General features: G+C 57.7%; 13 protein-coding genes. 4 read left to right on the top strand and 9 right to left on the bottom strand.

The genetic code is table 11. From position 1 onward, the window contains the following. Positions 1-14: 14 nt before the first annotated feature. The 4 genes from NA78x_RS24930 to NA78x_RS24915 form a co-directional block, all read right to left on the bottom strand. Positions 15-1,265 (bottom strand): IS256 family transposase, encoded by a 1,251-nt coding sequence (locus NA78x_RS24930; protein ID WP_425619477.1) that lies wholly within the window; start codon positions 1,263-1,265, stop codon positions 15-17. Further along, positions 1,246-2,214 carry an ISAzo13 family transposase gene (locus tag NA78x_RS24925; protein ID WP_425615098.1) on the bottom strand — a complete coding sequence of 323 codons (969 nt, stop codon included), beginning with the start codon at positions 2,212-2,214 and terminating at the stop codon, positions 1,246-1,248. Before NA78x_RS24925 ends, NA78x_RS24930 begins: the two co-directional genes overlap by 20 nt. After that, a complete protein-coding gene (locus NA78x_RS24920) occupies positions 2,202-2,492 on the bottom strand; it encodes a hypothetical protein (RefSeq protein ID WP_425613584.1) in 291 nt (96 codons plus the stop codon). Before NA78x_RS24920 ends, NA78x_RS24925 begins: the two co-directional genes overlap by 13 nt. 208 nt (positions 2,493-2,700) lie before the next feature. Beyond that, complete coding sequence (locus tag NA78x_RS24915) at positions 2,701-5,700, bottom strand: PQQ-dependent sugar dehydrogenase (protein WP_425615097.1); 3,000 nt, start codon at positions 5,698-5,700, stop codon at positions 2,701-2,703. A gap of 235 nt (positions 5,701-5,935) precedes the next feature. On the opposite strand from NA78x_RS24915, the gene NA78x_RS24910 reads away from it, so the two are divergent. The 3 genes from NA78x_RS24910 (at position 5,936) to NA78x_RS24900 (ending at position 9,871) form a co-directional block, all read left to right on the top strand. Continuing rightward, positions 5,936-6,613, top strand: a complete 678-nt coding sequence (locus tag NA78x_RS24910) for an RNA polymerase sigma factor (RefSeq protein ID WP_425615096.1) — start codon at positions 5,936-5,938, stop codon at positions 6,611-6,613. A gap of 101 nt (positions 6,614-6,714) precedes the next feature. Further along, positions 6,715-8,964, top strand: a complete 2,250-nt coding sequence (locus NA78x_RS24905; RefSeq protein WP_425615095.1) for a WD40 repeat domain-containing serine/threonine protein kinase — start codon at positions 6,715-6,717, stop codon at positions 8,962-8,964. A gap of 16 nt (positions 8,965-8,980) precedes the next feature. Beyond that, entirely contained in the window at positions 8,981-9,871 is an 891-nt protein-coding gene (locus tag NA78x_RS24900) for a carbon-nitrogen hydrolase family protein (protein WP_425615094.1), read from the top strand. Positions 9,872-10,109: 238 nt separating this feature from the next. Here NA78x_RS24900 and NA78x_RS24895 read toward each other — a convergent pair whose 3' ends face one another. The 5 genes from NA78x_RS24895 to NA78x_RS24875 all read right to left on the bottom strand — a co-directional run bounded on the left by NA78x_RS24895 (position 10,110) and on the right by NA78x_RS24875 (position 23,122). Then, a complete protein-coding gene (locus NA78x_RS24895; RefSeq protein ID WP_425615093.1) occupies positions 10,110-10,733 on the bottom strand; it encodes a response regulator transcription factor in 624 nt (207 codons plus the stop codon). Beyond that, complete coding sequence (locus NA78x_RS24890) at positions 10,730-15,808, bottom strand: PAS domain S-box protein (protein WP_425615092.1); 5,079 nt, start codon at positions 15,806-15,808, stop codon at positions 10,730-10,732. The genes NA78x_RS24895 and NA78x_RS24890 overlap by 4 nt, the downstream gene beginning before the upstream one ends. Positions 15,809-15,840: 32 nt before the next feature. Then, positions 15,841-17,439: an NAD(P)/FAD-dependent oxidoreductase gene (locus tag NA78x_RS24885; RefSeq protein ID WP_425615091.1), complete on the bottom strand. Its 1,599-nt coding sequence runs from the start codon at positions 17,437-17,439 to the stop codon at positions 15,841-15,843. Positions 17,440-17,599: 160 nt separating this feature from the next. Continuing rightward, on the bottom strand, positions 17,600-21,445 hold the full coding sequence (locus NA78x_RS24880) for a hypothetical protein (protein WP_425615090.1): 3,846 nt from the start codon (positions 21,443-21,445) through the stop codon (positions 17,600-17,602). A 588-nt stretch (positions 21,446-22,033) separates the two neighbouring features. Beyond that, positions 22,034-23,122: an alpha/beta hydrolase family protein gene (locus tag NA78x_RS24875; protein ID WP_425615089.1), complete on the bottom strand. Its 1,089-nt coding sequence runs from the start codon at positions 23,120-23,122 to the stop codon at positions 22,034-22,036. 190 nt (positions 23,123-23,312) lie between these two features. Between NA78x_RS24875 and NA78x_RS24870 the strand changes: the two genes are divergently transcribed. Further along, complete coding sequence (locus tag NA78x_RS24870; protein WP_425615088.1) at positions 23,313-24,158, top strand: tetratricopeptide repeat protein; 846 nt, start codon at positions 23,313-23,315, stop codon at positions 24,156-24,158. The last annotated feature ends 5 nt before the right edge of the window (positions 24,159-24,163 follow it).

Below are 24,163 nucleotides of genomic sequence, written 5' to 3'. Positions count from 1 at the left end.
ATGGTGGAATTGAATTAGGCGGCGGCTTGGTCGAGGGGTAGGCCGTCTTGGAAGACGACTCCGCGGATGACATCGGGGAGGAGTTGAGCGCCGTTGAGTAGTCGCCAGCCGCGCGCGGCGCTTTCAGCGAGCTTGAACATCATGGTCAGCGAGGCGATGCGACTGCCGTTGCCTTTGGTGCGACGATGCCGCAGGCGAATGGTGGCGAACGTCGACTCGATTGGGTTCGTAGTTCGCAGGTGCCGCCAATGCTCCGCAGGAAAGTCGTAGAACGTGAGCAGCACGTCGCGGTCCTTGGCCAGGCATTCCGTGGCCTGTGGATATTTGGCTTGATAGTCGGCCACGAAGGCGTCGAACGCTTTGCCGGCCGCTTCGCGCGTGTCGGCCATCCAGATTTGATGCAGCATGTCTTTCGCTTTCGGTTGCTTGTTCTTCGGTAGCTTATCGAGAACATTGGCAGTCTTGTGTACCCAGCAGCGTTGCACTTTCGTGGCGGGAAAGATCTCGGCGAGCGCTTTCCAGAAGCCGAGGGCACCATCGCCAATCGCTAACTTGGGCGCCACGGCCAGGCCGCGGCGCTGCACATCGAGCAGCAGTTCTCGCCACGATTGAGCGCTCTCGCGATGGCCGTCCGTCATGGCGATCAGCTCTTTTTTGCCGTCTTTGGTGGCTCCCATCAGCACCAGAATGCACTGCCGATCCTCTTCCAGACGAATGTTCGTGTGAATGCCATCGGCCCAGACGTAGACGTATTCCTTCCCCGTGAGGGAACGCGCGGACCACTCGCGATACTCCTGTTCCCAAACGCTCTTCAGCCGCGTGACGGTCGTTGCCGAGAGCCCCGGACACTCCGGCCCGACGATCGCCGCGAGCGCGTCGTGGAAGTCGCCCGTGCTGATCCCCTTGAGGTACAGATACGGAATCAACTCCTCAATGCTCTTGGTCTTCCGCAGATACGGCGGCAGCAGCTTCGAGTGAAATCGTTCGCCGTCGCCAGCCTCGCGCCGATCATGCACGCGTGGCTGCTCGATGGCCACTTCGCCCACCCCCGTGACGATCTTCCGCTCCGGCAAGTGCCCATTCCGAACGACCTGACGACGGCCCCGCTCATCAGTCACGTGTGCGTGCTGGTCGATCCATTCCGCAACCTCGGCTTCAATGGCCTGCGCGAGCATCTGCTGTGCTCCTTGCCGAAGAATCTCGTGCAGCGATTCCCGAGACCCTGGCAACGCAATCGTCGATCCGTTAAGAACCCAACGCGAAATAACTTCGGCTTTTGATCATAGCGGGTTGAAGGCGGGCGCTGTGTAGTTGAGTTGGGGCAGGAAAGCTATTGAAGCGAATGGGATTGTGATCGAGGAAGGCTTGGCTGGCTTTGATTCCCTTCTGATACATCCGGCGGGCAACTTCCGCGACGACATGCAGTCCGTGCGTCGTGTGAGTGCGTGCGATAAAGTTCCGCGCAACTTGAATGGTCTTGAGCACCACGGCCTTGATCGCGCGCGAGACGTGACAGAAGAGGCGATGCTCAATGGGATTGTATTTCGAACAGCCCGGCGGGTAGTGAGCCACCTGCACGTCGCAGCGCAGATCATGGGCCAGGTGGCATAGCGTTTCCTTGAAGCGATGCTGGCGACACCCGTTGCTGCCGCCGCAGTCGCACAGCAACAACAGTCGCGGCGCGTACCAGTAATGTTCCCGACCCATTCGCTCCCACCACCGACGGATCGCATCGCAAGCGAGTTCGCTGGTGTCGGCGCCGCGGGCCAAGTACATGAACGCTTCGTTGCGGCGAGTGTCGTACACGCCGTAAGGAACGAGTCGTTGCTCGGCAGTCACGAAGTCGTGATCTTGCACGACCACGCGGCCATCGGTGATCGCTCGGCCCGGATGAAAGAAATCGCCGAGAATTTCCTTCTTTTTCGTGTCGATGCTCAGCACCGGCCAATCGTTCCGCTCGTACTTGGCGCGGAGCTTGGCAATGAATTGAAACTGCTCGTCGCGATGTTCAAACTCACACGCCGCTTCGTCCTTGTACGCCTGTCGCCGCGAGAGACCAAGCTCGTCGAACAAGATTCGCCGCAACGCATCGGGACCAATCTCAAAGCCTTGCTCTTGCAACTCCTCCGCCAATTCAGGAACCGAGCGGTTCGTCCAGCGAATGTTTTCGTCGACGGGCGAACCGGCCGTGTCGCGCTCGATCAGGGCTTCCACTGCAGGAATGATTTCCGGTTGCGCAACGCTAGCTGGCTTTCGGCCTCCCCTTTTTTGCGAACGCGTCCCGCAGCTTCGTCCTCCGGCAGCTGCTCGATGTCCTCCGCGCCGTGGCGAATCGTGTCGGGATCGCAACCAAACAAATCGGCGATGTACTGCACACCGCCATGCCCGAGCTTCACCGCTTCGACCGCCGCGTAGCGTCGCCGATCCTTCTCGGATAACGCCCCATACACCTTCACCATCTGCCGCTCGACCGTTGCCCGATAAACCTTCATCGTTGAGCCCTCCTGTGACTGACTCCATGCCCCCCTTCAGATTATCATGCGACAGTACCAAAGGAAGTTATTTCGCGTTTGGCCCTAACTTCCTGCATGGTGGTGTGCTCCTTGGTGAAAAAGGTTCTTTTGCAAAACACTTTCTCGCCAAGCACACCGCCTCTTTCAATCACTCAACGTCCACGACTTTCGGTTATATCTCTGAGGCCTATCTCAGACTGCCAAGATACTCAATCAAATCTGCGACTTGCGCGGCAGTCATATCTTTGAGTAGCAGTTCTGGCATGATCGACTTTTGCTGCGTCGCGAATTGTTCGATGTCGCTGGCGGGAATGGTCGTGTCTTTGCCGTCAACGCCGCGTAAGACGATTTCGCGGTCATCGCGGCGAACGAGAACTCCCGATAGCACGCGACCATCAATGGTTTCGATTAGTCCAGTTACGTATTTGGGATCGATCGTCTTCGAGGGCTCGAGAATACTTTCGAGCAACTTGGCCCGGTCAAGTTTTTTGCCGATCTCGGTTAAATCGGGCCCTACTTCTTTTCCTTGTTCGCCGACGCGATGACAACCGCGGCACTGCACACTGTTAGATTCCAGAAACAGCAACTTGCCGCGTGAGGCATTACCGGGAAGCGAGAGAATCTCGTCTGCGCGGATCACCGTGCCGAGCCGTTTGACTCGCTGTTCTTCGGGCAGGAAGCGTTCGAAGAGATCGCGAATCTGTGGATCTGAATGTTTCGTGCCCAAATCGATTGCTTGGTTGGCCGTTGATGCATTCTTGGCATTGCTACCGACTTCCGTGGCCAAGCGCAAGGCACCACTGGGAGTCGAAAGCAGGCCGCTCACAGCCTTCCCCAGCAGTGAAGGCTTGTCGGCGATACCCGCCATTCCTAAATATGCTTCTTCTTGCTTTCGAGCTTTTTTTGCTGCGGAATGGGCGGGATCCGTTTCGTCGGCTGGTAACGAAGCGATCCAAGCATGAATCAACTTCACTCCTTCAGCATCGACGACATTGGAACCGAACTGCGGCATTCGGCCGTGGCCCAGTTTCGCCAGCCGATAGTAGAGCACCGAACGATAGGGATCGCCCGGCGCAACCACCAAAGCACCGTGAATGCCAAACGTCCCTTGTGTCGGCCGCGTGTTGAGTCTGGTTAAATCGAAAGGTATTTCGAACTGCACATCGAACGAGGCCGAACCACCACCGCCGCGGCGATGACAGTGAGCACAGTTCACGTGCAGATAAGCTCGCGCGCGGGCATCTAAATCAGCGTCTGGATTGTGCAACTCTGGCCACGCAGCGATCTTCTCTGGAATTGGTTCAGCGAACAGGCCGATGTGCTGGAGCGTGCCAATTTGCGGCGCAGTGACACGCCCCAGCGTGCTCGCGTAATCATGCTCGCGGCTCAACTGCGGCCAGCGAAAGCCGTGAATCGATGCGGCCCGCGTGGTGTGACAAAGAATGCATTCCGTGCGGCTGGCGTGATGCCACGTTTGCTGCCGCTGGCCGCCGGGCACCGATTTGTCGCGAATCAAAAGTGTCCGATCGCGGCTCTCATCGGGCGCAAGTATTGCGTCGGTTTGTTCTTCGTTCCAGAGATAGTTGTAGGCTTTCCAAGTGTCGACATCGTAATGCAGCACCTGCGTTTCGAGTCGCCGGCGGGAGTCAGGATTTCCCACCTCCATTTCCAGCGAGATCGTTTTCACCAGCACGCCATCACTGGGGAACTCAAACTCTCCCTTGATCCACCCCATCTGCACGTCGGTCTTCTTATACGTGCCTAGCTGCATCTTCTGCGGCAATGCCACGAAGCGCTCACTGGTGGTGCCATCGGCCCAAGGTTCGCTATTGATGCTGTAAGGAATCACTCCGTCGGCGGGCAGATGCCTGGTAACATCGGCGAACAGGCCGGTGTCGCTCAGGGTTTTGGGGAAGTTGCTGTTCACGCCCCGGCGCGGATTCTCTTTCAGTCGCAGCAGCGTGCCCGCATAATCGACAATGTAAACTTCGCCCGCGTGATCGAGACCAAAGCTGACGATCTGCAGCGGCGTATCAACCAACTCTTGCTTCCAGGTCACTTTGCCGTCGGCATACTTCACGCCCCACATTTTGCCGGTCACATAATCGCCGTAAACGTAAGCGCCGCGCAGTTCTGGCAAGCGATCGGTCTGTGAAAAGTAGCCGCCGGTAATCGAGCGAGCCTCGGTGTGATCGTGCTCGACAGTCGGGGACAAAACGGGCGTCGGCCCACGAACTCGTTCGCGATGCACAGGCTGGCGACCTTCCATCAGGCTCCAGCCATAGTTGCCGCCGCGCTGGATACGATAAATCATCTCCCACAGTTCCCAGCCCACATCGCCCACCCACAGTGAGCCATCGTCTGGGTTGAAGCACATCTTCCAAGGATTGCGCACCCCATAAGCCCAAATCTCACCGCGAGCGCTCGGCGTGCTTACGAATGGATTGTCAGCTGGAATTCGATACGCTTTCCCCTCGTCGGCGTTGTCGACATCAATGCGCAAGATCGATGCCTCTAGGTCGCTCACGTCCTGTCCCGTGTTGTTCCCATCGGCCGGGAAACTATCACCGCCATCGCCGGTCGAGATATACAAATAACCTTCGGGACCAAACTGCAGGTGTGCGCCGTTGTGTCCACCGCCGAGCCACGTAATGACGATATGCTCGGACTTGAGATCCAGCTGCGGTGGATCGGTGTCGGTCACTCGAAAGCGCGACACGCGGGATCCTGCGGCCGTGCGACCATTCAGCACGTACGAGAGATAGCAGTAACGGTTCTTGGTGAATTGCGGGTGAAAGGCAATTCCGTACACGCGAAAAAACTTGCTATCCAATTGTGCAACATCGGCGAAGAGATGGGCCTCGACCTTTTCCGCTGTCGGCTTGTTTTCGAAGGTAAAGATCTTGCCTTTGACTTCGATGATTGCCAGGCGGTTCGTGCCCGGGATCGCGACCAGTTCGCAGGGCTCGCTAAACGACAACGAAGGGAAGACTCGCTCGACCAGATATGGCGACGGAGGCTGCGGCGCACCGGTCAGGCGCGAGGTGGTCCAGGGTATTCGCTTCTCGAGACCAAACTCGGCTTGCTTTGCAGTCGGCAATGGAGCCTGCGCCAAGCTGTTGGCGGCGAACGAGCCACGCAGCAGCAGAAAGCAACAGCAGACGAGCAAGTGTCGCAAGCGGAGCATCGTACGTCGTCCATGGAGGGCGGGAGAGTTCGGGTGGGCCGCAGACAATCTTAATAGACTCCGGCGCGCAATTGAAACTCGATTTTCGGTTCGTCCCCCAGCTGCGATTAAACTGTGGTCTACTGATTGGATTGAATTCCCTGCTCCTGTTCACGGTTTGGCTGTGTCCGAGAATTCATCCTCTGCATCACCCTCGCCCGGCAGCAGCTTCGCGACAACTCGCTGGAGTCTGTTTGTGAGCCTGCGCGAACAGGAGCCAGCTGTTGCGCGGGCGGCCCTTGCGGAATTGTGCGAGCGATACTGGTTCCCGCTATATGCTTTTGTGCGTCGCAAAGGGCACGAACCGGATGATGCGGCCGATTTGACGCAGGCTTTCTTTGCCAAGCTACTGGAATCCAACTCGCTCACCACGGTCGATCCTGCTCGCGGCCGCTTTCGCAGCTTTCTACTCGCATCCTTGACCCACTTCATTGCCAATCATTGGCGGGCCGAAAAGGCTCAAAAACGCGGCGGTGGACAACTCGTTTCGCTGGAGATGAATTTTGACGATGGAGAGAGCCGCTACCGCCTCGAGCCTTCGCACCAGGAAACTCCCGAGCGTATCTTTGCTCGTCGCTGGGCGCTCTCGGTGTTGCAGCAGGCGATGACGGGCCTTGCTGCCGAAATGACGGCCGGTGGCAAGCAGCAGCAGTTCGAAGTGCTGCGAGGGTATCTCGACGATTCGACTCAGGCCAGCTATGCACAGGCTGCGACTGCACTCGGCATGAGCGAAGTCGCCGTGCGCGTCGCCGTGCATCGGCTGCGAGAAAAGTACCGGCGACAATTGCGGGCGCAAATCGCCCAGACGGTCGATATCGAAGCCGATATCGATGGGGAACTACGCGATTTGCTCGCCGCGCTACGTGGGGACTAAGATGCTGGAGATTCGGTGTCAGAGATTCGTCAATTGGACTGTAACAAACTCGCGGGAACGGTTCAGTAAGGGTGAATTTCCCTTCGACCGGAGCCATGCCGATGCCTGCTGAACCACAATCGAATCCTGATCCACTCGCCGGGCTCAACCCAGAAAAGTTACTTGCGCAGGGACTCGGCAGGCCGAATACCCCCGCAGAAGTTGCTACTCAGCAGGCGGCCCCCGAGTCTGCTTTCGTGCCCTTTTCGGTGGCCGAGGTGCAAGCATTGCTGCCTCAGTTTGAAGTGCAGGAACTAATCGGCCGCGGTGGAATGGGTGCCGTTTATCGCGCTCGGCAAACGGCCCTCGATCGGCTGGTCGCGATCAAGATTCTGCCTCCTCAAGTGGGGCACGATCCAGCCTTCGCCGAACGGTTTGCGCGCGAAGCAAAAGCACTGGCTCGGCTCAGTCATCCGCGGATCGTGGCCGTGCATGATGCCGGCAGCGTCCCCTTGCCCAATTCGTCCGAGCGATTGTTTTATTTTGTGATGGAGTACGTCGACGGTGCTTCGCTGCGGCAAGTATTGCAGACCGGTTCACTCAGTCCTACTGAAGCGCTCGCGATCATTCCGCAAATTTGCGAAGCCTTGCAATACGCGCACGACGAAGGGATCGTCCACCGCGACATCAAGCCCGATAACATCCTGCTCGATAGTCGCGGGCGAGTGAAGATCGCCGACTTCGGCCTGGCGAAACTGCTCGGAAACAGCCCTACCGATGTAACGCTCACCGGCACGCACCAGGTGATGGGAACCATGCGTTACATGGCTCCCGAACAAATGGAAGGCTCGCGCACCATCGATCACCGGGCCGATATCTATTCGCTGGGAGTCGTGTTTTATGAATTGCTGACAGGGGAAGTTCCCCTCGGTCGTTTTGATCCTCCATCGCACAAGGTGCAACTCGACGCGAGGCTGGACGATGTCGTCCTTCGCAGCCTGGCTCGCGAACCCAACAAGCGATATCAGCAAGCGGGGCAAGTGAAGACGGATCTCGATTCCATTTCGCAGCAGCGTGTCGAACCGAAGCCCGGAGCTAGCTTGCCACCAACTGCCCCTCGATATACATCTTCGACAAGTTCCGTGCTGCTGATTCTCGCGGCGTTTGTTGCTTTTGGCTTTTTGTCCATCTGTGGGCTTGGCTTGCTTCTTATTGGATTTCGATTTGTCGGCGTTTCTCGCGTGGTTGAACAACGCCAACCAGTCCTGGAAGGTGACTCGCATGGCGATCATCTACCTCATCCAGAAGGGTACGGTGCGAGCGTTGTCGTTCCCGCGAATGTTCCGTCTCTCAGTGGCGGCATTGTGCGCGACGTGGTCGCTTCAGCGAACGGGCAGTATGTTGTCTCTGCGGAATCCGATGGCATGCTTACGATTTACGATCGCTCTGGCGATAACCGCCGGCACGTTCGCCTGATTTCGAATACAACCAATGCCTGGTTCGGGCTGCGATGTCTCTCGCTGTCAGCAGATGGCCAGCATGTGTTCGCAGCAGGACAGAATAGCTCCGACCGCTACGCCCGCATCTTTAAAGTACGTCTGTCCGACGGCTCATACGAAGCGATTGCCATCGAGAACGAAACGTCTCCGGCAATCGTTAGACATGTCAAGCAGTGGTTCGAGGGCCCGGCGATTTCGTGCGTGCTGGGCGACACCGACTTTGCTGTGTTCGATTTGCAGGGAAAGCGAGTCGCTCGAACGCCCATCTATCCTGGCAAGGTCTTTGGCAATGTGCTGGTGATTGCTTCGTCGCCGAATGGTGAGTTCACGGCGGTGACTTCCTCCAACATGGAGCCCGCAGCCGATGGCATGAAATCGGCAGATCCCACTCAACTTACGGTTTTCGATCTGAACGGCAAAGAAGTCCTCCAGTGGCCCTTTGCCGACTATCGAGATTTCTCCCACGCCCAGGTTGCCTTTGCCGACGACAAGACGTTACTGGTTGCCATTCCTTCGGGCAGATTACTGATCTGGAAGTTGGAAGGGGATGATGAAAAGTGGCAAGCCAAAGACTCGGTCCGGATTGCTCCCGGCAGCTATGGTGCGGTCGCCATGGATAGCGACGGGAAAGCCATCTGGCTGGCCGTTGATCGGCAACTGTGGGGCTTCGATTGGCAAACCGGCAGCGGAATTGGCTGGGCGCAACTCGAAATCGGAGCCAAGCGAAACAGCATGGCTGCAAACCCGATTGAGGCCATCGCACCGATTGCCAATAGTGGGCAGATTGCGGTAGCGCTCTGGGATGGCCGGGTTCAGATCGTCAGCTATAACGCAGAACCGCCTCCTTCCTCGCTCAAAACACTCCCGCAGTAACCATCAAGAGTAAAGTATGCCTGCCAAAGCGAAGACGCTGCGTGTTGCGACTTGCCAGTTTCCTGTCGAAGCAGAGATTGCCTTGAATCGCCGGTGGATCCTGAAGCAGATCAAGCAAGCAGCGGAGCAGAAGGCAGATATTGTTCACTTCTCGGAATGCGCACTTTCCGGATACGCGGGCGTGGAATTCAAGAGCATTCATGACTTGGACGTAGAACAACTTCAAGACGCAACGCGTGACATTTTGGCTGCCGCACGAGCCCAGGGAGTGTGGGTCGTGCTGGGATCAACCCATTGGCTGGACGAGCGGACCAAGCCGCACAATTGCCTGTACATCATCAATCGCGACGGAGAAATCGTCGATCGCTACGACAAGCGTTTTTGCACGGGCCAGAGCGGCAAGACCCCGACGCTCGACCTGTGCCACTACACACCCGGCGATCGACCAGTGACGTTCAAAGTGAACGGCGTCACATGTGGAGTCGGCATTTGCTACGACTATCGATTTCCGGAGCTGTACCGAGAACTCAAGCAGTTGGGTGTGCAGGTCCTCTTTCAATCGTTTCATAACGCGCGGCAAAGTGTGGTGCGCGATCAAAAGTACAACATCTGGAAGTCGATCGTTCCTGCCACGATGCAATGTCGCGCGGCCGAGAATCATTTTTGGGTGAGTGCCAACAATAGCGCGGCCAAACCTTCGATGTGGGGTAGTTTCACCGTGCAACCCGATGGCGCGATTGCCAATAAATTGCCCGTACACAAGGCGGCGGTACTGATGACGGAGATGAAAGTTGACGGCTCTTACTTCGATGCCGCAGCGCTATGGCGCGAGTCGGCGATGAAGAATACCTTGCACAGCGGCAAACTGGTGGTGCATGCGAGGTCGAAAGATGTGACCTCGCTGTGAGAGTCGTTTAAACGATGTTCAAAGACTCGTGCAATTGACGATTGTCCGCGGATGGGGATTCGCAGCGGACAGGAGTTCGAGGTTGTATGGTGGATGGCGTGAACCAGGGTTCATCGTTGACGACTGCTGCCCCAGCATCCGTCAGCACTCACCATCCATGAAGAGTTTCGTCCAGTTCGGTCACTCCGCGATAGTCGCACCTTCGCCAATTCGCCGCGATTGATTGTTCCAACGACCGTTAGCTAACGGGATGTTGACTGGCCGACTGCAGGGTCCGCAGCGGACCAACCAGCAGTGCCATTTCTGGAACCGAGGCGACCGCTAACTTTTCCAGTACGGATTGCCGCCGTCGATCTACCGTGCGCAAACTGAGGTGAAGTTCCGCTGCGATTGCCTTGTTGGGCTTATCGGCAAGTAGCCGATCCATCACGTTTCGTTCTTCTTCCGTCAGTTGATTCAACCGTCGTTGCACATCCTGTTCTCGCTGGAACTGCTCGCAATGCTGATTGCTCAAAGTCAGCCCGCGGTTCACTGCTTGCAGCAATTGCTGAGCGTCGTAAGGTTTTTCCAGCAAGGTCAGCGCGCCATATTCCATCAATCTGACGGCCATCGGAACATTGGCGACTCCGGTCACCACCACCACCGACAGGGGGCTCTTTGCTTCGTGCAATTTTCGCACAAGATCTACGCCGCTGACGCCGGGCATAGCGACATCGGTCACCACGCAACCGCGGCGATGCAAGGCGACATCGCGCAGAAAATGTTCTGCCGATGAAAAGCATTGCACCTGATAATTATGTGCAATCAGCAATGCTTGCAAAGAATTCAAAACGGCAACATCGTCATCGACTACATAAATCATGGGTTGCTCCTTTCCGCGTCGTGGTCACCAGGGCAAGCCAAGCGAATACGAAAGCGAGTGCCACCAGCTTTTAAGGGCTGGCAACTGATATCTCCTTCATGCTCCTGAAGGATGGATCGACATATACTTAAACCAATTCCCATTCCTTGAGGTTTGGTAGTTACGAACGGTTCAAACAGCCTGCTGGCGACTTCTTCGGAAAGTCCGATCCCATTGTCTTCGACATCGATGACAAGGTGCTGTAAGTCGCGGCTCGACCGAATTGTGATGCGGCGGGTGGGGGCAGGCATGTCCAGGAGTGCATCACGAGCGTTGAGCAATAGATTAACAAATACCTGCTGAAGTTGTACGGCATCTCCCTGAATTGCGGGAAGTACTACGCCCCACTCCCATAGAATGTTTACCTCACCTCGCCGTAGCTCATGCGAAAGCATATCAACGGAATCTTGGAGCAGATCTCGTAGATCACACAGTTTGCGTTGAGGTGGGGATTTACGACTGAAGTCTCGGAGGCGACGAATAATCTCCGCTGCTCGTCGGCTCTGCTGGGTAATCTGGTCGATCTGATTGTGAACCAACTCGCCGCTCGAATTAGGATTTGCCAGTAAAGCGGAAGTAGACGCCGCAAAGTTGGAGATTGCGGCCAGTGGTTGCGCAACCTCGTGCGAGATGACCGCCACCATCTGTCCCACTGAGTTCAGGCGCGACACGTGCCGCAATTCGGCTTGCCGCATCGCTAGCTCCTCTGCATCGCGCCGGCGATCGGTGATGTCTTGCATCAGAGCCACAAACAGGGGCGTGCTTTCGTCCGATTCCAGATAGGAAGACGAGATGGCGATAAAACGCCGCTCACCGTCCTTTCGCACGATTTCCCATTCGCCTCCTTGAGGTGAGTTGCCTGCTTGCAGCTGACTAAACCGATCCAACGCGAGTTGCCGGGCCTTTGGTTCCCGATAGACGGTGTGGATCCAGCCCTTCTTATTAATCTCCTCACGCGTATAGCCGGTGATTGCGGTCATCTGGTCGTTCCAGACCGAGAAATGGAGGTCCTGGCCATCTGCCGTGGGTGTAAACAGGCAGATGCCTTCGACAGCGGTCCGAATAATACGTTCGTGAAAAGCACTGACCTTGCGAAAGGCCTCTTCCGCCTGTTTGCGCTCGGTAACGTCCGACAAGACCGACAGGTGAATGCCCGGCAACACGTTGGCCACGGCGCTAAACTCGGCAATGATCACCGCCCCGTCTTTGCGCCGCAGTTGCATCAAGCCACGCTGATTGCCGTCCCGCAGAAACGGTTCCCAGAACTCTGTGGCATTCGTTGGCGACTGTTCGACATTCAGTACTTCCTCGATGCTGGTTGCCAGCAATTCGTCGCGGCGAAAGCCTAACATTTCGCAGGCAGCAGGATTCGCATCGACAAACTGCCCTTCGTGAGTCACCAGGAAGATCGCGTTAAGCGCATTGTTGAAGAGCGCCTGGAGGCGTTGCTGACTCTCCTTCACAAGTCGCTCGGCTTGTTTGCTGGCAGTCACGTCGCGCGAGACACCGATCGTGCCGACGATCTGGCCATCGCCATTTCGATAGGGTCCCTTGGTCGCGAGGTAAGTGCGTGTGACTCCCGCGGCGGTCAGCACCTCTTCATTCGTCTCCGTCTGGCCGGTTTCCATCACGCGCAGATCCGACTGTCGGATCAGCGCCGCGTCATCGGGCGGAAAGAGTTGCCGGTCATCTTTCCCGAGCACTTCCTCCACGCTTCTGCCGACAAACCGAGCTGCTGCGGGATTAAACAACAAATAACGGCCTTCTCGATCCTTTACAAAGACTGCATCGGGCGATTCGTCGGTAACCGTCTTCAACAGTTCCGTCGTTCGCCGCACCTCGGCTTCCGCTCGCAGGCGCGCGGTGACATCGTGCGCCAACACGATGCAGGCGGGCTTGCCGTCCAGTAGCAACGAATGGGCCGTGACATCCACGTCGACAATTTCGCCATTCTTCTTCTGATGTCGCCACAAGCCGCGACTCTCGTGCACAGGCTGATCGCTGAGCATCGCCAGCAATGGTTGGACATCTTCCGGCGGCCGGATGTCCGTGATCTTCATCCGCAAGAACTCTTGCCGGCTGTAGCCATACTTGGCGACGGCTGCGTCGTTGACAGCCGTGTATTGCAGCGTGTCGGGGTCGTAGACAAACATCGGATCGGGAATGCTGTGGAACAGCGTGCGATATCGCTCCTCACTGCCGCGCAGCGCTTCTTCGGCTTTGGTTTGCGAGGTGATGTCGATCGCCACGCCGCCCACTAGAGCCGGACACTTATCAGGCCCAGGGATGACAAACTTGCTGACAAGCGACGACATCATGCGGCCGTCTTCCTGGCGAACCTTCTCGATGCACTGAATGGCGCCGCCTAGTTCCTGGGCAATCAGATCGTTCCGCCGAAATTGAGAAGCCGTTTTCGCATCAAAGATATCGACATCGCGTTTGCCCACCAGGGTTTCCGCTGTGCAGCGAAACAGCTTGAGCGCTGTCTCGTTAGCAAAGACGTATCGCCCCTGTAGATCCTTGATCCAAGCGAGACCGGGCAAGTGCATCATGAACTGAGTAAACCGCTGCTGGGATTCGCGCAGGGCAGTTTCCACTCGTTTGTAGTCTTCGATATCGGTACTTGTTCCATACCAGTGCAGAATGCGGCCCTCGGCGTCGCGACTCGCAACCTGCCGAGTGATGTGCCAGCGATACTCGCCATCGTGACGACGAATCCGAAACTCTAGCTGCTTCGGAGTTCCCGTCCGCAGAATCTCGCCCCAATCCTGCAAGGTTGCCGGCAAATCGTCCGGATGGATTACCTGCTCCCATGACCATTCCGTGAGTTCGTTCAGGCCCAACCCTGCATATTCGGTCGCTCTCGCATTGAGATGATCCAAGCCGCCATCGGGTCTAGCCGTCCAGACGATTTGCGGAATGGCGTCGGCAAGATCGCGGAAGCGTCGTTCCGTGGCTCGCAACTGCGCCTCGGCAAGCTTGCTTTTCGAGACGTCCATCATCGCGCCGACCATTCGCGATGGCTTGCCATTCTCGTCACGCATGATTTGGCCGCGATCATAGACATCGACATACTGTCCGTCGCGGCGCAAGAAGCGGTACTCTGCCGACCACTGTGAGCCTTCACCATTGACCGTTTGGAAGAAGTTGTCTTTCACGCGTTGCCGATCATCTGGATGAATATGCCTGACCCACCAATCGGGATCTTGTTGTTCGTTCGACGGAGTGTGCCCGAACAGATCGCTCATCCCTTCGCTCCACCAGACCTCCTTTGTGCCAGGAACCCAGTCCCAGACGGCGTCATTCGTAGCCCGTACCACCAGACGGAACCGCTCGTTCGATTGGCGGAGTTCGTCTTCGATCAGCTTACGTCGGGTGATATCGGTCGCCAGCGACAACGACAATCGGCGGCCATTCTCAGTAAAGGGGCGGACACGCACCTCCACGGGAAAGACCGTTCCATCATCACGCTGGTGGCACGTTTCGAAATTCAGAGAATTTCCTTCATCGAGTTCCTTGCGCAGATACGCCATTCGTTCTGGCGAAATCACGGGATCAAACGTGTACGGCATCTGTCCGACGAGCTCTTCACGAGAACGCCCCAGGCTCTCGCAGGCGCGGCGATTTACATCTAGCACAGTTCCATCGTGATCGTGCAAAAACAGACCATCGGCCACGTGGTCAACGAATGTACGATATCGAGCTTCGCTCGCGCGCAAGGCCTCGGCGCTCTTCTTCAATTCCGTAATGTCGGTGAACGAGGCAACAACGGCGGCCTCATTGGCCTCGCTGACGACCATCGTCGTGGACACCAGAACCGTTCGTCGCTCGCCGTCTTTCCGCACAATCTCCTTCTCGACGGATCGCACATCCCCCTTGGCCCAGATATCTCGCAAGAGTTGCGCGGCTGCTTGCTGAGCTTCGGGTTCGGGATAAAGCGTCGTCAGGCACCCCCGCTCGTTGATCTCCTCGCGCGTATAGCCCGTCAGTTCCACCATCCGATCGTTCCAGACCGTGAAGTTGGTAAACGGGAACGAAGCGAGTCGATAACAAACGCTGATTCCCTGTCCGACCGAACGAATGAGCGCATCTTGAAAGGCATGACTCCGACGCAGAATATCGCTATCGTGCTTGCGCGCGGTGCAGTCGCGGTTGATCCCCAGAATGGCCGAACGGCCTTCCCAAGGAATGGCGACCGCCCGCACCTCGTAAGGCACCACATGCCCCAGGCGATGGCGATGCTCTACTTCGAACTCGACGATTTCGCCGCTGGCGATTCGCTGCCGGCGTTCAGCGGCACAAGCTGCGCTCGAGGGGGTATCGAGCATCTCGGTGAGCGACTTCCCCAGAATCTCCGCCAGGCTGTAGCCGTCTCGCTGGGCCGTTTTCTCATTCGAGTACAAGATCTTCATCGGCACGGTCGCGTCGTGCGGGTCGAGCACGTACAAGCTATCGGGCAGATTCTCGGCCAGCGTACGAAACCGGAGTTCGCTTTCTTTTAGTTTTGCCTCAGCACTCTTGATGCCAGTGACATCGCGAGCCGTCCCCACGACGCCGATCACCTTGCCAGTCTCACTGAGTAGCGGCGACTTGGTCGTGAGAAAGGTTCGAACGACTCCATTGCTATTGAGTGTTTGTTCGTCGGTTGCCTTCTGGCACGACTCCATCACTTTTCGGTCGTGCGCCATGACTTGCGCCGCACCTTCGGCATCGAACAAACTGCGATCGTCTTTGCCCAGCAGTTGCTCAATTGGCTCGCCGACAAACTTTGCGCCGGCTCGATTCAGCAGCAAGTACTTGCCAGTCGCATCCTTGATGAACAATGCTTCGGGAGTGCCATCGACGGCGGCAGTCAGCAGCCTGTTGACGCGTTCCAGTTCAGCAACCTTCAGTTCCAGTTCGCACTTTTGCAGCTGCAGTTCTCGAATCCGTTCGTCGTCGGTTGGGGAAGATGCAAACCGACTCTCTTTCTTCAATCTGGCCGCAGCCAGCTGGCGTAGTTCAATCGGATCGGTCGGAAGTTGGCATTGATACATGCAGACACCTGACTAACAAACAAACTTCCATTTCAAGAAACCGGAGCAAACCTCGTCACGATACTCATCGCCGTGCGCAGGCCATCGACAGCGGCGCTGATGATGCCCCCGGCGTAGCCAGCCCCTTCACCGACGGGAAATAACCCGCGAAAGCCCGGCGTCTCTCGCGAGTCCTGGTCGCGAGCAATCCGCACGGGCGAACTACCTCGCATTTCGGGCCCGACCAGAATCGCGTTCTTCAAAAAGTCGCCCCGCCATTGCCGATCCATCAGCGGCAGCCCCGCGCGAATCGCTTGCACAATCACCGGCGGCAAAACGGCATCGAGCGACGTTGGCACCACTCCACGTGGATACGAGCAGTTTGGTTTGTCGCCAGCGACTGGTGCCCGGCCAGCAATAAAATCACTGGCCCGCTGGATGGGCGAGAAGTAAGTGCCACGGCCGACTTCGAAGGCAACTGCCTCGAACTTGCGTTGAATCTCGACACCGGCGAGCGGATGATCGCTGCCGAACTCTTCGGGCTGGAGAGTGACCATCAGGCCGCTGTTGGCAAAGGGAGTATCGCGACGCGAGTTACTCATGCCGTTGGTGCAGAAGCGATTGGGTTCGCTGATGCTGGGGATGATGTGACCACCCGCGCACATGCAAAACGTGAACACATCTCTCTGACCACGCGCGACCAGCGTGTAGTCAGCTGCACCCAAGCGTTCGAGATAGTTACCACGGCCGTACTTGTGCCGATTCACTTGCTCTTGAGGCTGTTCGATGCGCAGGCCCAACTGAAATGCTTTGGCCTGCATCGGCACGCCCAACTCGTGCAACATCGAGTAGGTATCTCGGGCACTGTGGCCAATCGCCAAGACAACAGCGCTCGCGCGCACATAGCCGCTCGAGGTTTGCACACCGCGCAGCTGACCCTCGCGGACATCGAGCCCTTCCAGGCGGCAGCGAAAACGATACTCTCCGCCGAGCGTTTCGATCTGTCGGCGCAAATTCCGCACGATCAGCGGCAAGCGATTGCTACCCAAGTGCGGACGATGCTCGTAGCGAATCGAGGGCTTGCCGCCGCAAGCAACGAATTGCTCGAGCACCCAATCGACATCGGGCCCCGACATGCGGCACGTCAGCTTGCCATCGCTGAAGGTTCCTGCGCCACCTTCGCCAAACAGATAGTTGTTCTCGGGATCGAGCGGACCACCCGAATCAAACGAACGAATGGCTGGCACTCGTTCCTTGACCTCATCACCTCGTTCGATCACCAGTGGACGATAGCCACGTCGAGCCAGATAGTAGGCCGCGAGCAGACCGCCCGGCCCCGAGCCCACGACAATCGGCCGCTCGGGCAAGGGATCATTTCCCGGCGGCGGATCGACAAACGAAGTGGGCTCGAAAGTTTCAACGCCGGGCAAACGATGCAAGCGCTCGGCTAACCCTGCTTCACCATGAGGCTGAACCATCACGGTGTAGATGAACTTGATCGATTCGCGCGCACGGGCATCGAGGCTCTTGCGCAAGATGCGCCAGTGGTGCACGTCGCTTTCGGAAATGTGCAGCCGCCGAGCGATCTCGCTCTTCAGCGTCTCTTCGGGTTGTTCAACAGGAAGTGCAAGCTGCGTCAGACGGAGAGGCATATCGATCTCGAATGGTGTTGGCGCTTGTACGATAAGGCCACGGCGACCATTGAGCCATAGCTGACCGGAGGGGGAATTTCTCACAGTCAGTTTGTTTTGGCCCGACAATGGCACCGTTACGCCAAAGCCGGGTCATCGTTCACGGCAATGCGACCTGAGCTTATTGGCCGCTACTCTTGCGGAATTGATCGAACTGCTGACGATACTTGCTCGGCGCTTGGGTGCGGCCGCCGGCATCTCGCAGGTCGCGCTGCTTGTCGTTGACGACGCCACCGGCGCGGCGTTTGGTTTTGGGATCTCGCAGACCGAGGCTACGAAAGGCTTCGTCCAACTCCCGAGCCTTGTTGGGGTCGGCTTCGGCATCCTTCTTCAGCTGATTCCAGCGGCGGGCGAAATCTTGCAACTCCTGAGGCGTCATTTGCAGTTTCTTGGCCAATTCGGGATCGGGGGTGTGCTCTTGGTTTCGCAGATGTTGCAGCACCAAATCGGTGGCTCGCTTCGAGAACTGCTCGTTGGCCGCATCGGCGACATCGTCGCTCTTTTTCGTGATTCCCTTGCCATCATCGCCGCCGGAACCACCACCGCTCGGGCTTCCCTTGCCAATCTGGCTTCCACCTGCGTTTGAGCCACCGGGTTCGTTGCCGCCCTTATCGCCGGGCTGCTTCCCTTGTTTGTCACCCTTGCCAGCTTCGGTTCCCTTCTCGCTGGGGCGAGTCGAACTTCCTTCTCCGGCTTGCTGGCCACTCTCACCGGTCTTGCCGGCCGCTTGTGGACCTTTACCTGCCTTCGAGCCGGTTTCGCCCTTGCCCTGTTCCTTGGCCGCTCCAGCACCTTCATCGCCAGGGCTACTGCCACCAGCGGAATCGTTTCCTTGTTGCCCGCCCGATTGTCCCGCACCCTGTTTGCCGCCACCACTTTGGTCGCCGGAAGCGCCTCCCTTGGAATCGGACTGATTCTTGCTGGTGCTGGGACCGCTGGTTTCATTGGATTCCGACTTCTTGCCGTCTCCCTGCATTTCCTTATTCTTGTCACGATTTTGTTCCTGTCCCGTGCCGGAGCCAGTTTTGTCGGACGACTGCTCACCGGCACCCGCTTCGCTGTTTTGGCCAGCGCCGGGATTCTTCTTCTCGCCTTGCGCTGTGGAGGGTTGCTTGCCGTCGCCCTGCTTTGGTGGTCCTTGAGGCGAGCCACCTTTCCCTTCGTTGGGCTGTTGCTTCTCGCCGTTTTGCGGCGAGCCCTGCTGGCCACCAGCAGACTGATTGCCCATCGGTTGCTGGCCAGCGCTGTTTTGGCCGGGCATCGGTTCGCCTTGGCCGTTGGGCTGTTGTTGCTGGGCCGCTTGCTGGCGAGCCTGCTCCTGGGCCTTCGCCACTGCGTCCTTGCCGAACATCTTCTCGAGCTTTTCGAGTTGCTCAGCGGTTACCGGGCCATCCTCGGGCTTCGGCTGGTTCGCACCGTCCTGCTTGCCGGCTTGTGGTTGCCCCGAGCCGTTCTGCTTTTCGCCAGAGTTTTGGCCCGATTGATCCGGCTTGCTCTGGGCACCACCGTTCGGATTCTTCACTTCCTGACCATTGTTCTGCTCGCCATTTTGCTGATTCCCATTCGGTTTCTGCTTGGCCTGCTCGAGCATGTGCTTGAGCACTTCCTCGAACTTGTCGCCATCGTGTTCTGGTTTTTGATTGGCACCACTTCCCGAGCGACCGCTGGCTCCGCCTGCCTGCCCGGTTCCTTGACCGTTATCGCTTTGGTCGCCCGATTCGTTGCCAGACTCTTGTCCCGGACCGTTCGAAGCTCCCGGTGCTCCGCCCTGACCATTGGGGGCCTGCTGCGAGCCGTCCGGTTTAGCCTGTTGCGAATTACCATTGCCACTTTGGCCACCCGACGAATCGGGCGAGGTGGGATCGTTCTGCTCGTTGCCGTTTTGACCACCATTGTTTTGAGGCTGCTGCTGACCAGGCATCGGCGGCTGTTTGCCGGTGTCGCTTTCTTGGGCTTTACCACCGGTGCCCGACTGCGGAGTACCACCGGCACCCTGGCCCGAACCAGAATTGCCTTGGCCCGAGGAATCGCCGCTTTGTTGCCCATCCTGCATAGGTTGATCAGCGGGCTTCTTCTGCTGTTTGTCGTCCGGCTTCTTCTGCTCGCCGCTGTTGGGCTCGGCAGGGTTCGCTTCGTTGGGCATCGGCGAATCTGCACCCTCCGGTTTTTGACCGTTGGGCATGGGCGGCTGCGGATTGTTCGCGCCGCCGTTCATGGGCTGCTGTTCGTTACCCGCCGCTTGATTGTTCGGGTTGGGCTGATTGTTGTTTCCTTGACCGCCGTTCTCGCCACCGGGCTTGCGGGCGGCGACGATGTGAATCGTGTACTCGGCCGTCTCGGCACGCCCCGGCTGTGGCTGCCCCGAGAGAGGGTCGCGACGATTATCAACCGCGATACCTTGATAGGTGATGACCGTGCCTGCTTTCAGGCTCCGCTCACTCGGGCGAAAGACGAACTTGCCCGTCGCCTGCGAAGGTTGATCGCTGGCCGGCATAAACGATTGCTTGAACTGCTCTTGGTCTTTCGTCTTGCCGCTGACGAACAACTGCGACAGGTAAAAATCCGGGTCAACGCCGCGGACCTCAATTGTTAGTTCACCATCTTCGGGCACATCCATACGATGCTGGCGCGGGGCGAGAATCTGCACTTCCGGTGGCAAGTCAGCCTGCACTTGCAACTTGTGCAGCACCGGCTGTTCGCTGATTTCTCCTTGTTCGTTGGCGAACCGCACCTGATAGCTTTCGCGCCACGGAGTGACTCGATCGGCCTTCAGTTGCAATACAAACGAACCCTGCGCAAGCTGGCCTTCCACCTGCAGCGGAATCGTTTCGGCAGCGCTGCCCGGGCGAGGATCGAGCTCGAGAAAAGCCTTCTTGATGGGCTGATTGGCTTTGGCGTGAATCGTAACTCGCGTTCCTTCGAGCGCACTGATCTCACCGGTCTCTTGCGTCTGCGCGGGCTTGCGCGTGTAAGCAGGAAAGGCAAGTTCGGCCTTGGCAACCGCAATCGTCGGTGCCAGGCGCACGCGTATTTCGTAGATCGACGAAACGGCATCCCCAGCTTCGATGTGATACTGCACACCTTGCTGCAAGCCACCCGACGAACTTCGCGAAGCTGGTTTTGAATCATCATCGGGCGCGGGCAGCATCGCCGTATAGCGCCGGCCGCCACTGATGTTCTTCATGGGCACGACGCGATTGAGCACCTGGCCATCGGCCGAGGTATAAATCAAACGCACTTCGTCTTTACTGCCGACGCCTTGAATATCGGCGGAGACTTCGACCGTCGAACCCAGGTAGACCGAATCATGCCCGGGCTTCACTTCGTGAATAATCACGCGCGAAGGACGAGCCAAGTCGGCCCAGGGGGCAACCACGCGGGCAGCTGTTTGAAACGGATCTTTGGGCGAAGCGATTTTGTAGAACGCAGCAATCGCCATCACGCCACAAAGCACGTAACCCATGCGAATGAGGGGCGCGCGATCGATGACCGTATCGACTTCGACCGTACCGATATCGGTTGCCGCGCGTTGTTCCAGCGCATCGAGCACCGATTGCTTGACGCCCGCATGATCCTGCTTGAGGAACAAAAAGTTGACCAGGCTGTTTTTGAGCGTCGGCGTTGCTTCTTCGATGGCCCTGGCCGAGTAAGCCGGGTTAACGGCGCGAATCAATAGCGGGAACAACTTCGTCGCCAAAAACCAACCGCAGCCCCCGAGGTAGGCCAGCAACATCACCCAGCGGCCAAACCAGCCGAGTGGCATCACCCAGTGATCGATTAGGGCCGCAATCAGAAAGAAGACCAGTGTGCCGATGAGCAGCGTAATGAGTTGGCTGCCAGCTTCGATCCATTTGACGTACGAGCCGGCACGGCCCAGTTGTTGCCGAATGATCCGTTCGCCGGCATGATCTTGCCGCGAGTCGGGTGCCTGCGGAAGGCTCGTCGAGTTCGCTAATCCGGTCGCCATCGCTCGTGCCTGCTTCGAAAGGAGTGCTGCCCCAGATTCAGTCTAACCAGTTCCGGGCGGCGATGCACAAGAAGGGCATACAACGAGGTTTTCACCGCACTCCCTAAGTATAGACGAGCCAGCAGGTGCGGCTGATTCGATCTTCCGACAAAGAAGACGGCAAAGTCTCTGCAACCGTCACAGACGCACTCGCTTCCTTAGCGCTGGCTGCTGTCAACTCGACCATTCCTAAATGTCCAACAACTGGCGAGGTTTTTGGACAGGCTCTCACTCTCGATTCTTGACCGAAACCCTAGAGCACAAACAACTTTTGCGTTCGCGAGCAATGATTGAGTACTGCCTATTTGTCCAACTACCGGCCTGAATCTTGGACAGGCCCCTGAATGCGAACAATGGACTGCGAGTATCACCCCGCTTGGTCAGGAACCACCCCACGCCATCGCGGATCGCACTTCGAACCACCAAGTTGTTGAAAGAACAGTTGTAAATTGTTAAATAATGTTCGTCGTTTGTCAAGTATGTATTATGCACTTTTTTGTGACATGAAACTGACAGCATGCCGGTCAAAATCGAGTGGTACTCAGACCGCTACTTTACGGCAAACTCGTAGCTGCTTAAGCGTTCGTGCTTGGCGTCGAGCAGCGGACACTCTTTCGAGCCTCGCAGGTGGCGGTCGAAAAACGCGGCCGTAAATCCGAGCATCAGTTCAGCATTGCCGCCGCTGACACATTCGGTAGTGGTTTTGCCCAGGCTGATCAGGTTTGTCCAACCCAGGTGGGTCTCGTTCTTTAGCACGACGTAGTACTTCGGCCCCGCCAGCTTTTTGTAGACACCTGGGATCAACGGGGTGATGCCCCAGTCGAGAGTGCCACCCTGAAACAACACCGGGGCGGTTACGTCGGCAATGTTTCCCTGCGTGTGATAGGGAAGCGTGTAAGGTGACAGCACCGCTGCGGCCTTGATGCGCGGCTCGCGAGATTTCTCCCAGGCACCGATCAGGCCCAGGGAGGTGTAACCGCCGAGTGAGTGTCCGGCAGCGCCGATGGCGGCGCTATCAATCCGCTGATGCAGGCCCGAGCCGGCTTTTTGGTTTTCGACCAACAACAGATCGAGCAGGGCGACGACGTCTTCGCGCCGATCGCGAAACTTGTCTTCGTTCCAACTGGCCGCGTTGGCGAAGTTGGGAATGGTGATTGGCTTTTCACGTTTGTTCAGCAGACCATCGGCGTGATTGATGGCAGCCACGACGTAGCCGCGGCGGGCCAACCCTTCGAGCAGAAAAATCGACTGGTCCGCTGAGCCCAAGTACCCGTGTGAGAAAACGACGAGCGGATGCTTCGCGGCGACCACTTCGGCATCGGGTGCGACAAAACCAACCTGACCGCGATAGCTGTGCAACTGCGCGGCCGCTGGAGTGGGATACCACAAGAGCACCGCTCGTTCGCGCTCGGTCTTGTCACTGCCCGTGTAAGTGACCTTCAGCTTGCGAAAGCCGACATGATTCTCGCCCGCTTGTGGCAAGTAGGCCTCGGCCGCGCCAGCGTACTCCAGCCAGCTATGACTGGTGAGACCTGCCGCAGCAAGCCCTAAGACGAAGCGGCGCGTAAGGTTCACGCCGGCAAACCAGCGGCCGGCAGTGCTTGCCGGTCCATTCGGAGAAACGATTTCGGTATTCATAGCGGCTCCTCGTGAATATCTTACCCGAGTGGCAACGAACAGGTTTTTGGCCGGGGAAAAAGTGCGGACAATCCCTGCGGCAGCGTTTGCTTGACACCTTTTCGGGGGCAGTCCAAACTGCGGTTGCTGGTTTGATTCTTGTCGCTTGGTCTTGTTATTGTGTTCGCTTGCGCGAAAGAACTGTTGCACCATGACTTCACCCGATCCGCTGATCAGCTTGCGGGAAGCAGCGGACGACGATACCGGCGAAGGCCGTGCGCGACGACCGAATACTGCCGCAGGACAGGTCACTCGAGGTTGGGCCGCGATCGAACGGGGTGATCCCGAAGCGGCAATCCCGTTTTTTCGAGAAGCCCTGCGATTGCAGCCCGACTTGCCGGCTGCAAGATCGGGAATTGTCGAGGCGCTAAAAGCGCGCCATCCGCTCTATCGCTGGCTGCTGCGAGGCTGCTTTTGGATGGCGACCTTTCCGCCGTCCACACAGATCGCCATCATGATCGGGGTCTATTTCGGCAGCAGACTCATCAGTTCGCTGGCCGAACAAAGTGGCGATGGCCGCTCGCTCATGTGGCCACTGCTGATGCTCGTCTTTGGCCTGAGCGCGCTTGTCGGCATCGCTTCTCCGCTTTTCAATTTGCTGCTGCGATTCGATTCAGTCGGGAGGCGGACTCTCGACGACGATCAAAAGCGGGGCACGAACCTGCTGTTGATAAATTTGCTTCTTCCGCTGCCATTGCTTGCCTGGGCAGCTTGGCAGCAAGATGGGATGAGCCTAGTGGTGTGGCTGCTGCTGAGTTTGATTTCGCTGCCGTCCGCTGCCATCTATCGCTGTGCACCAGGTTGGCCGCGCTGGTTGATGGCGTTCATCACGGGGGCTCTCGTGCTTATTGCAGCGCCGCTGCTGGCAGGAATCTTTTTCGAATTGCCAGCCTGGCTGGCGCGCGAGCGATCCGGCTTGATAGCGCTCTTCGTCTATGCCCTGATCGCCGCGCAGATTGCTGCGACGGGCTTGCTGGCGATTAGTTTTCGCCGCTGATTGTC

Origin of the sequence: Anatilimnocola aquadivae (assembly GCF_049819085.1) — a bacterium.
In the GTDB taxonomy this organism is placed as follows: Bacteria; Planctomycetota; Planctomycetia; order Pirellulales; family Pirellulaceae; genus Anatilimnocola.
The sequence above is the reverse complement of the archived record's forward strand: the minus strand, read 5'-3'. Positions and strand labels throughout refer to the sequence as shown.

What these genes read in the sequence shown, in the direction of transcription:
- NA78x_RS24920 (WP_425613584.1), bottom strand. Translation starts at nt 2,492, where the DNA reads ATGAAGGTTTATCGGGCAACGGTCGAGCGGCAGATGGTGAAGGTGTAT.
- NA78x_RS24915 (WP_425615097.1), bottom strand. Translation starts at nt 5,700, where the DNA reads ATGCTCCGCTTGCGACACTTGCTCGTCTGCTGTTGCTTTCTGCTGCTG.
- NA78x_RS24905 (WP_425615095.1), top strand. Translation starts at nt 6,715, where the DNA reads ATGCCTGCTGAACCACAATCGAATCCTGATCCACTCGCCGGGCTCAAC.
- NA78x_RS24900 (WP_425615094.1), top strand. Translation starts at nt 8,981, where the DNA reads ATGCCTGCCAAAGCGAAGACGCTGCGTGTTGCGACTTGCCAGTTTCCT.
- NA78x_RS24895 (WP_425615093.1), bottom strand. Translation starts at nt 10,733, where the DNA reads ATGATTTATGTAGTCGATGACGATGTTGCCGTTTTGAATTCTTTGCAA.
- NA78x_RS24890 (WP_425615092.1), bottom strand. Translation starts at nt 15,808, where the DNA reads ATGTATCAATGCCAACTTCCGACCGATCCGATTGAACTACGCCAGCTG.
- NA78x_RS24885 (WP_425615091.1), bottom strand. Translation starts at nt 17,439, where the DNA reads ATGCCTCTCCGTCTGACGCAGCTTGCACTTCCTGTTGAACAACCCGAA.
- NA78x_RS24880 (WP_425615090.1), bottom strand. Translation starts at nt 21,445, where the DNA reads ATGGCGACCGGATTAGCGAACTCGACGAGCCTTCCGCAGGCACCCGAC.
- NA78x_RS24875 (WP_425615089.1), bottom strand. Translation starts at nt 23,122, where the DNA reads ATGAATACCGAAATCGTTTCTCCGAATGGACCGGCAAGCACTGCCGGC.
- NA78x_RS24870 (WP_425615088.1), top strand. Translation starts at nt 23,313, where the DNA reads ATGACTTCACCCGATCCGCTGATCAGCTTGCGGGAAGCAGCGGACGAC.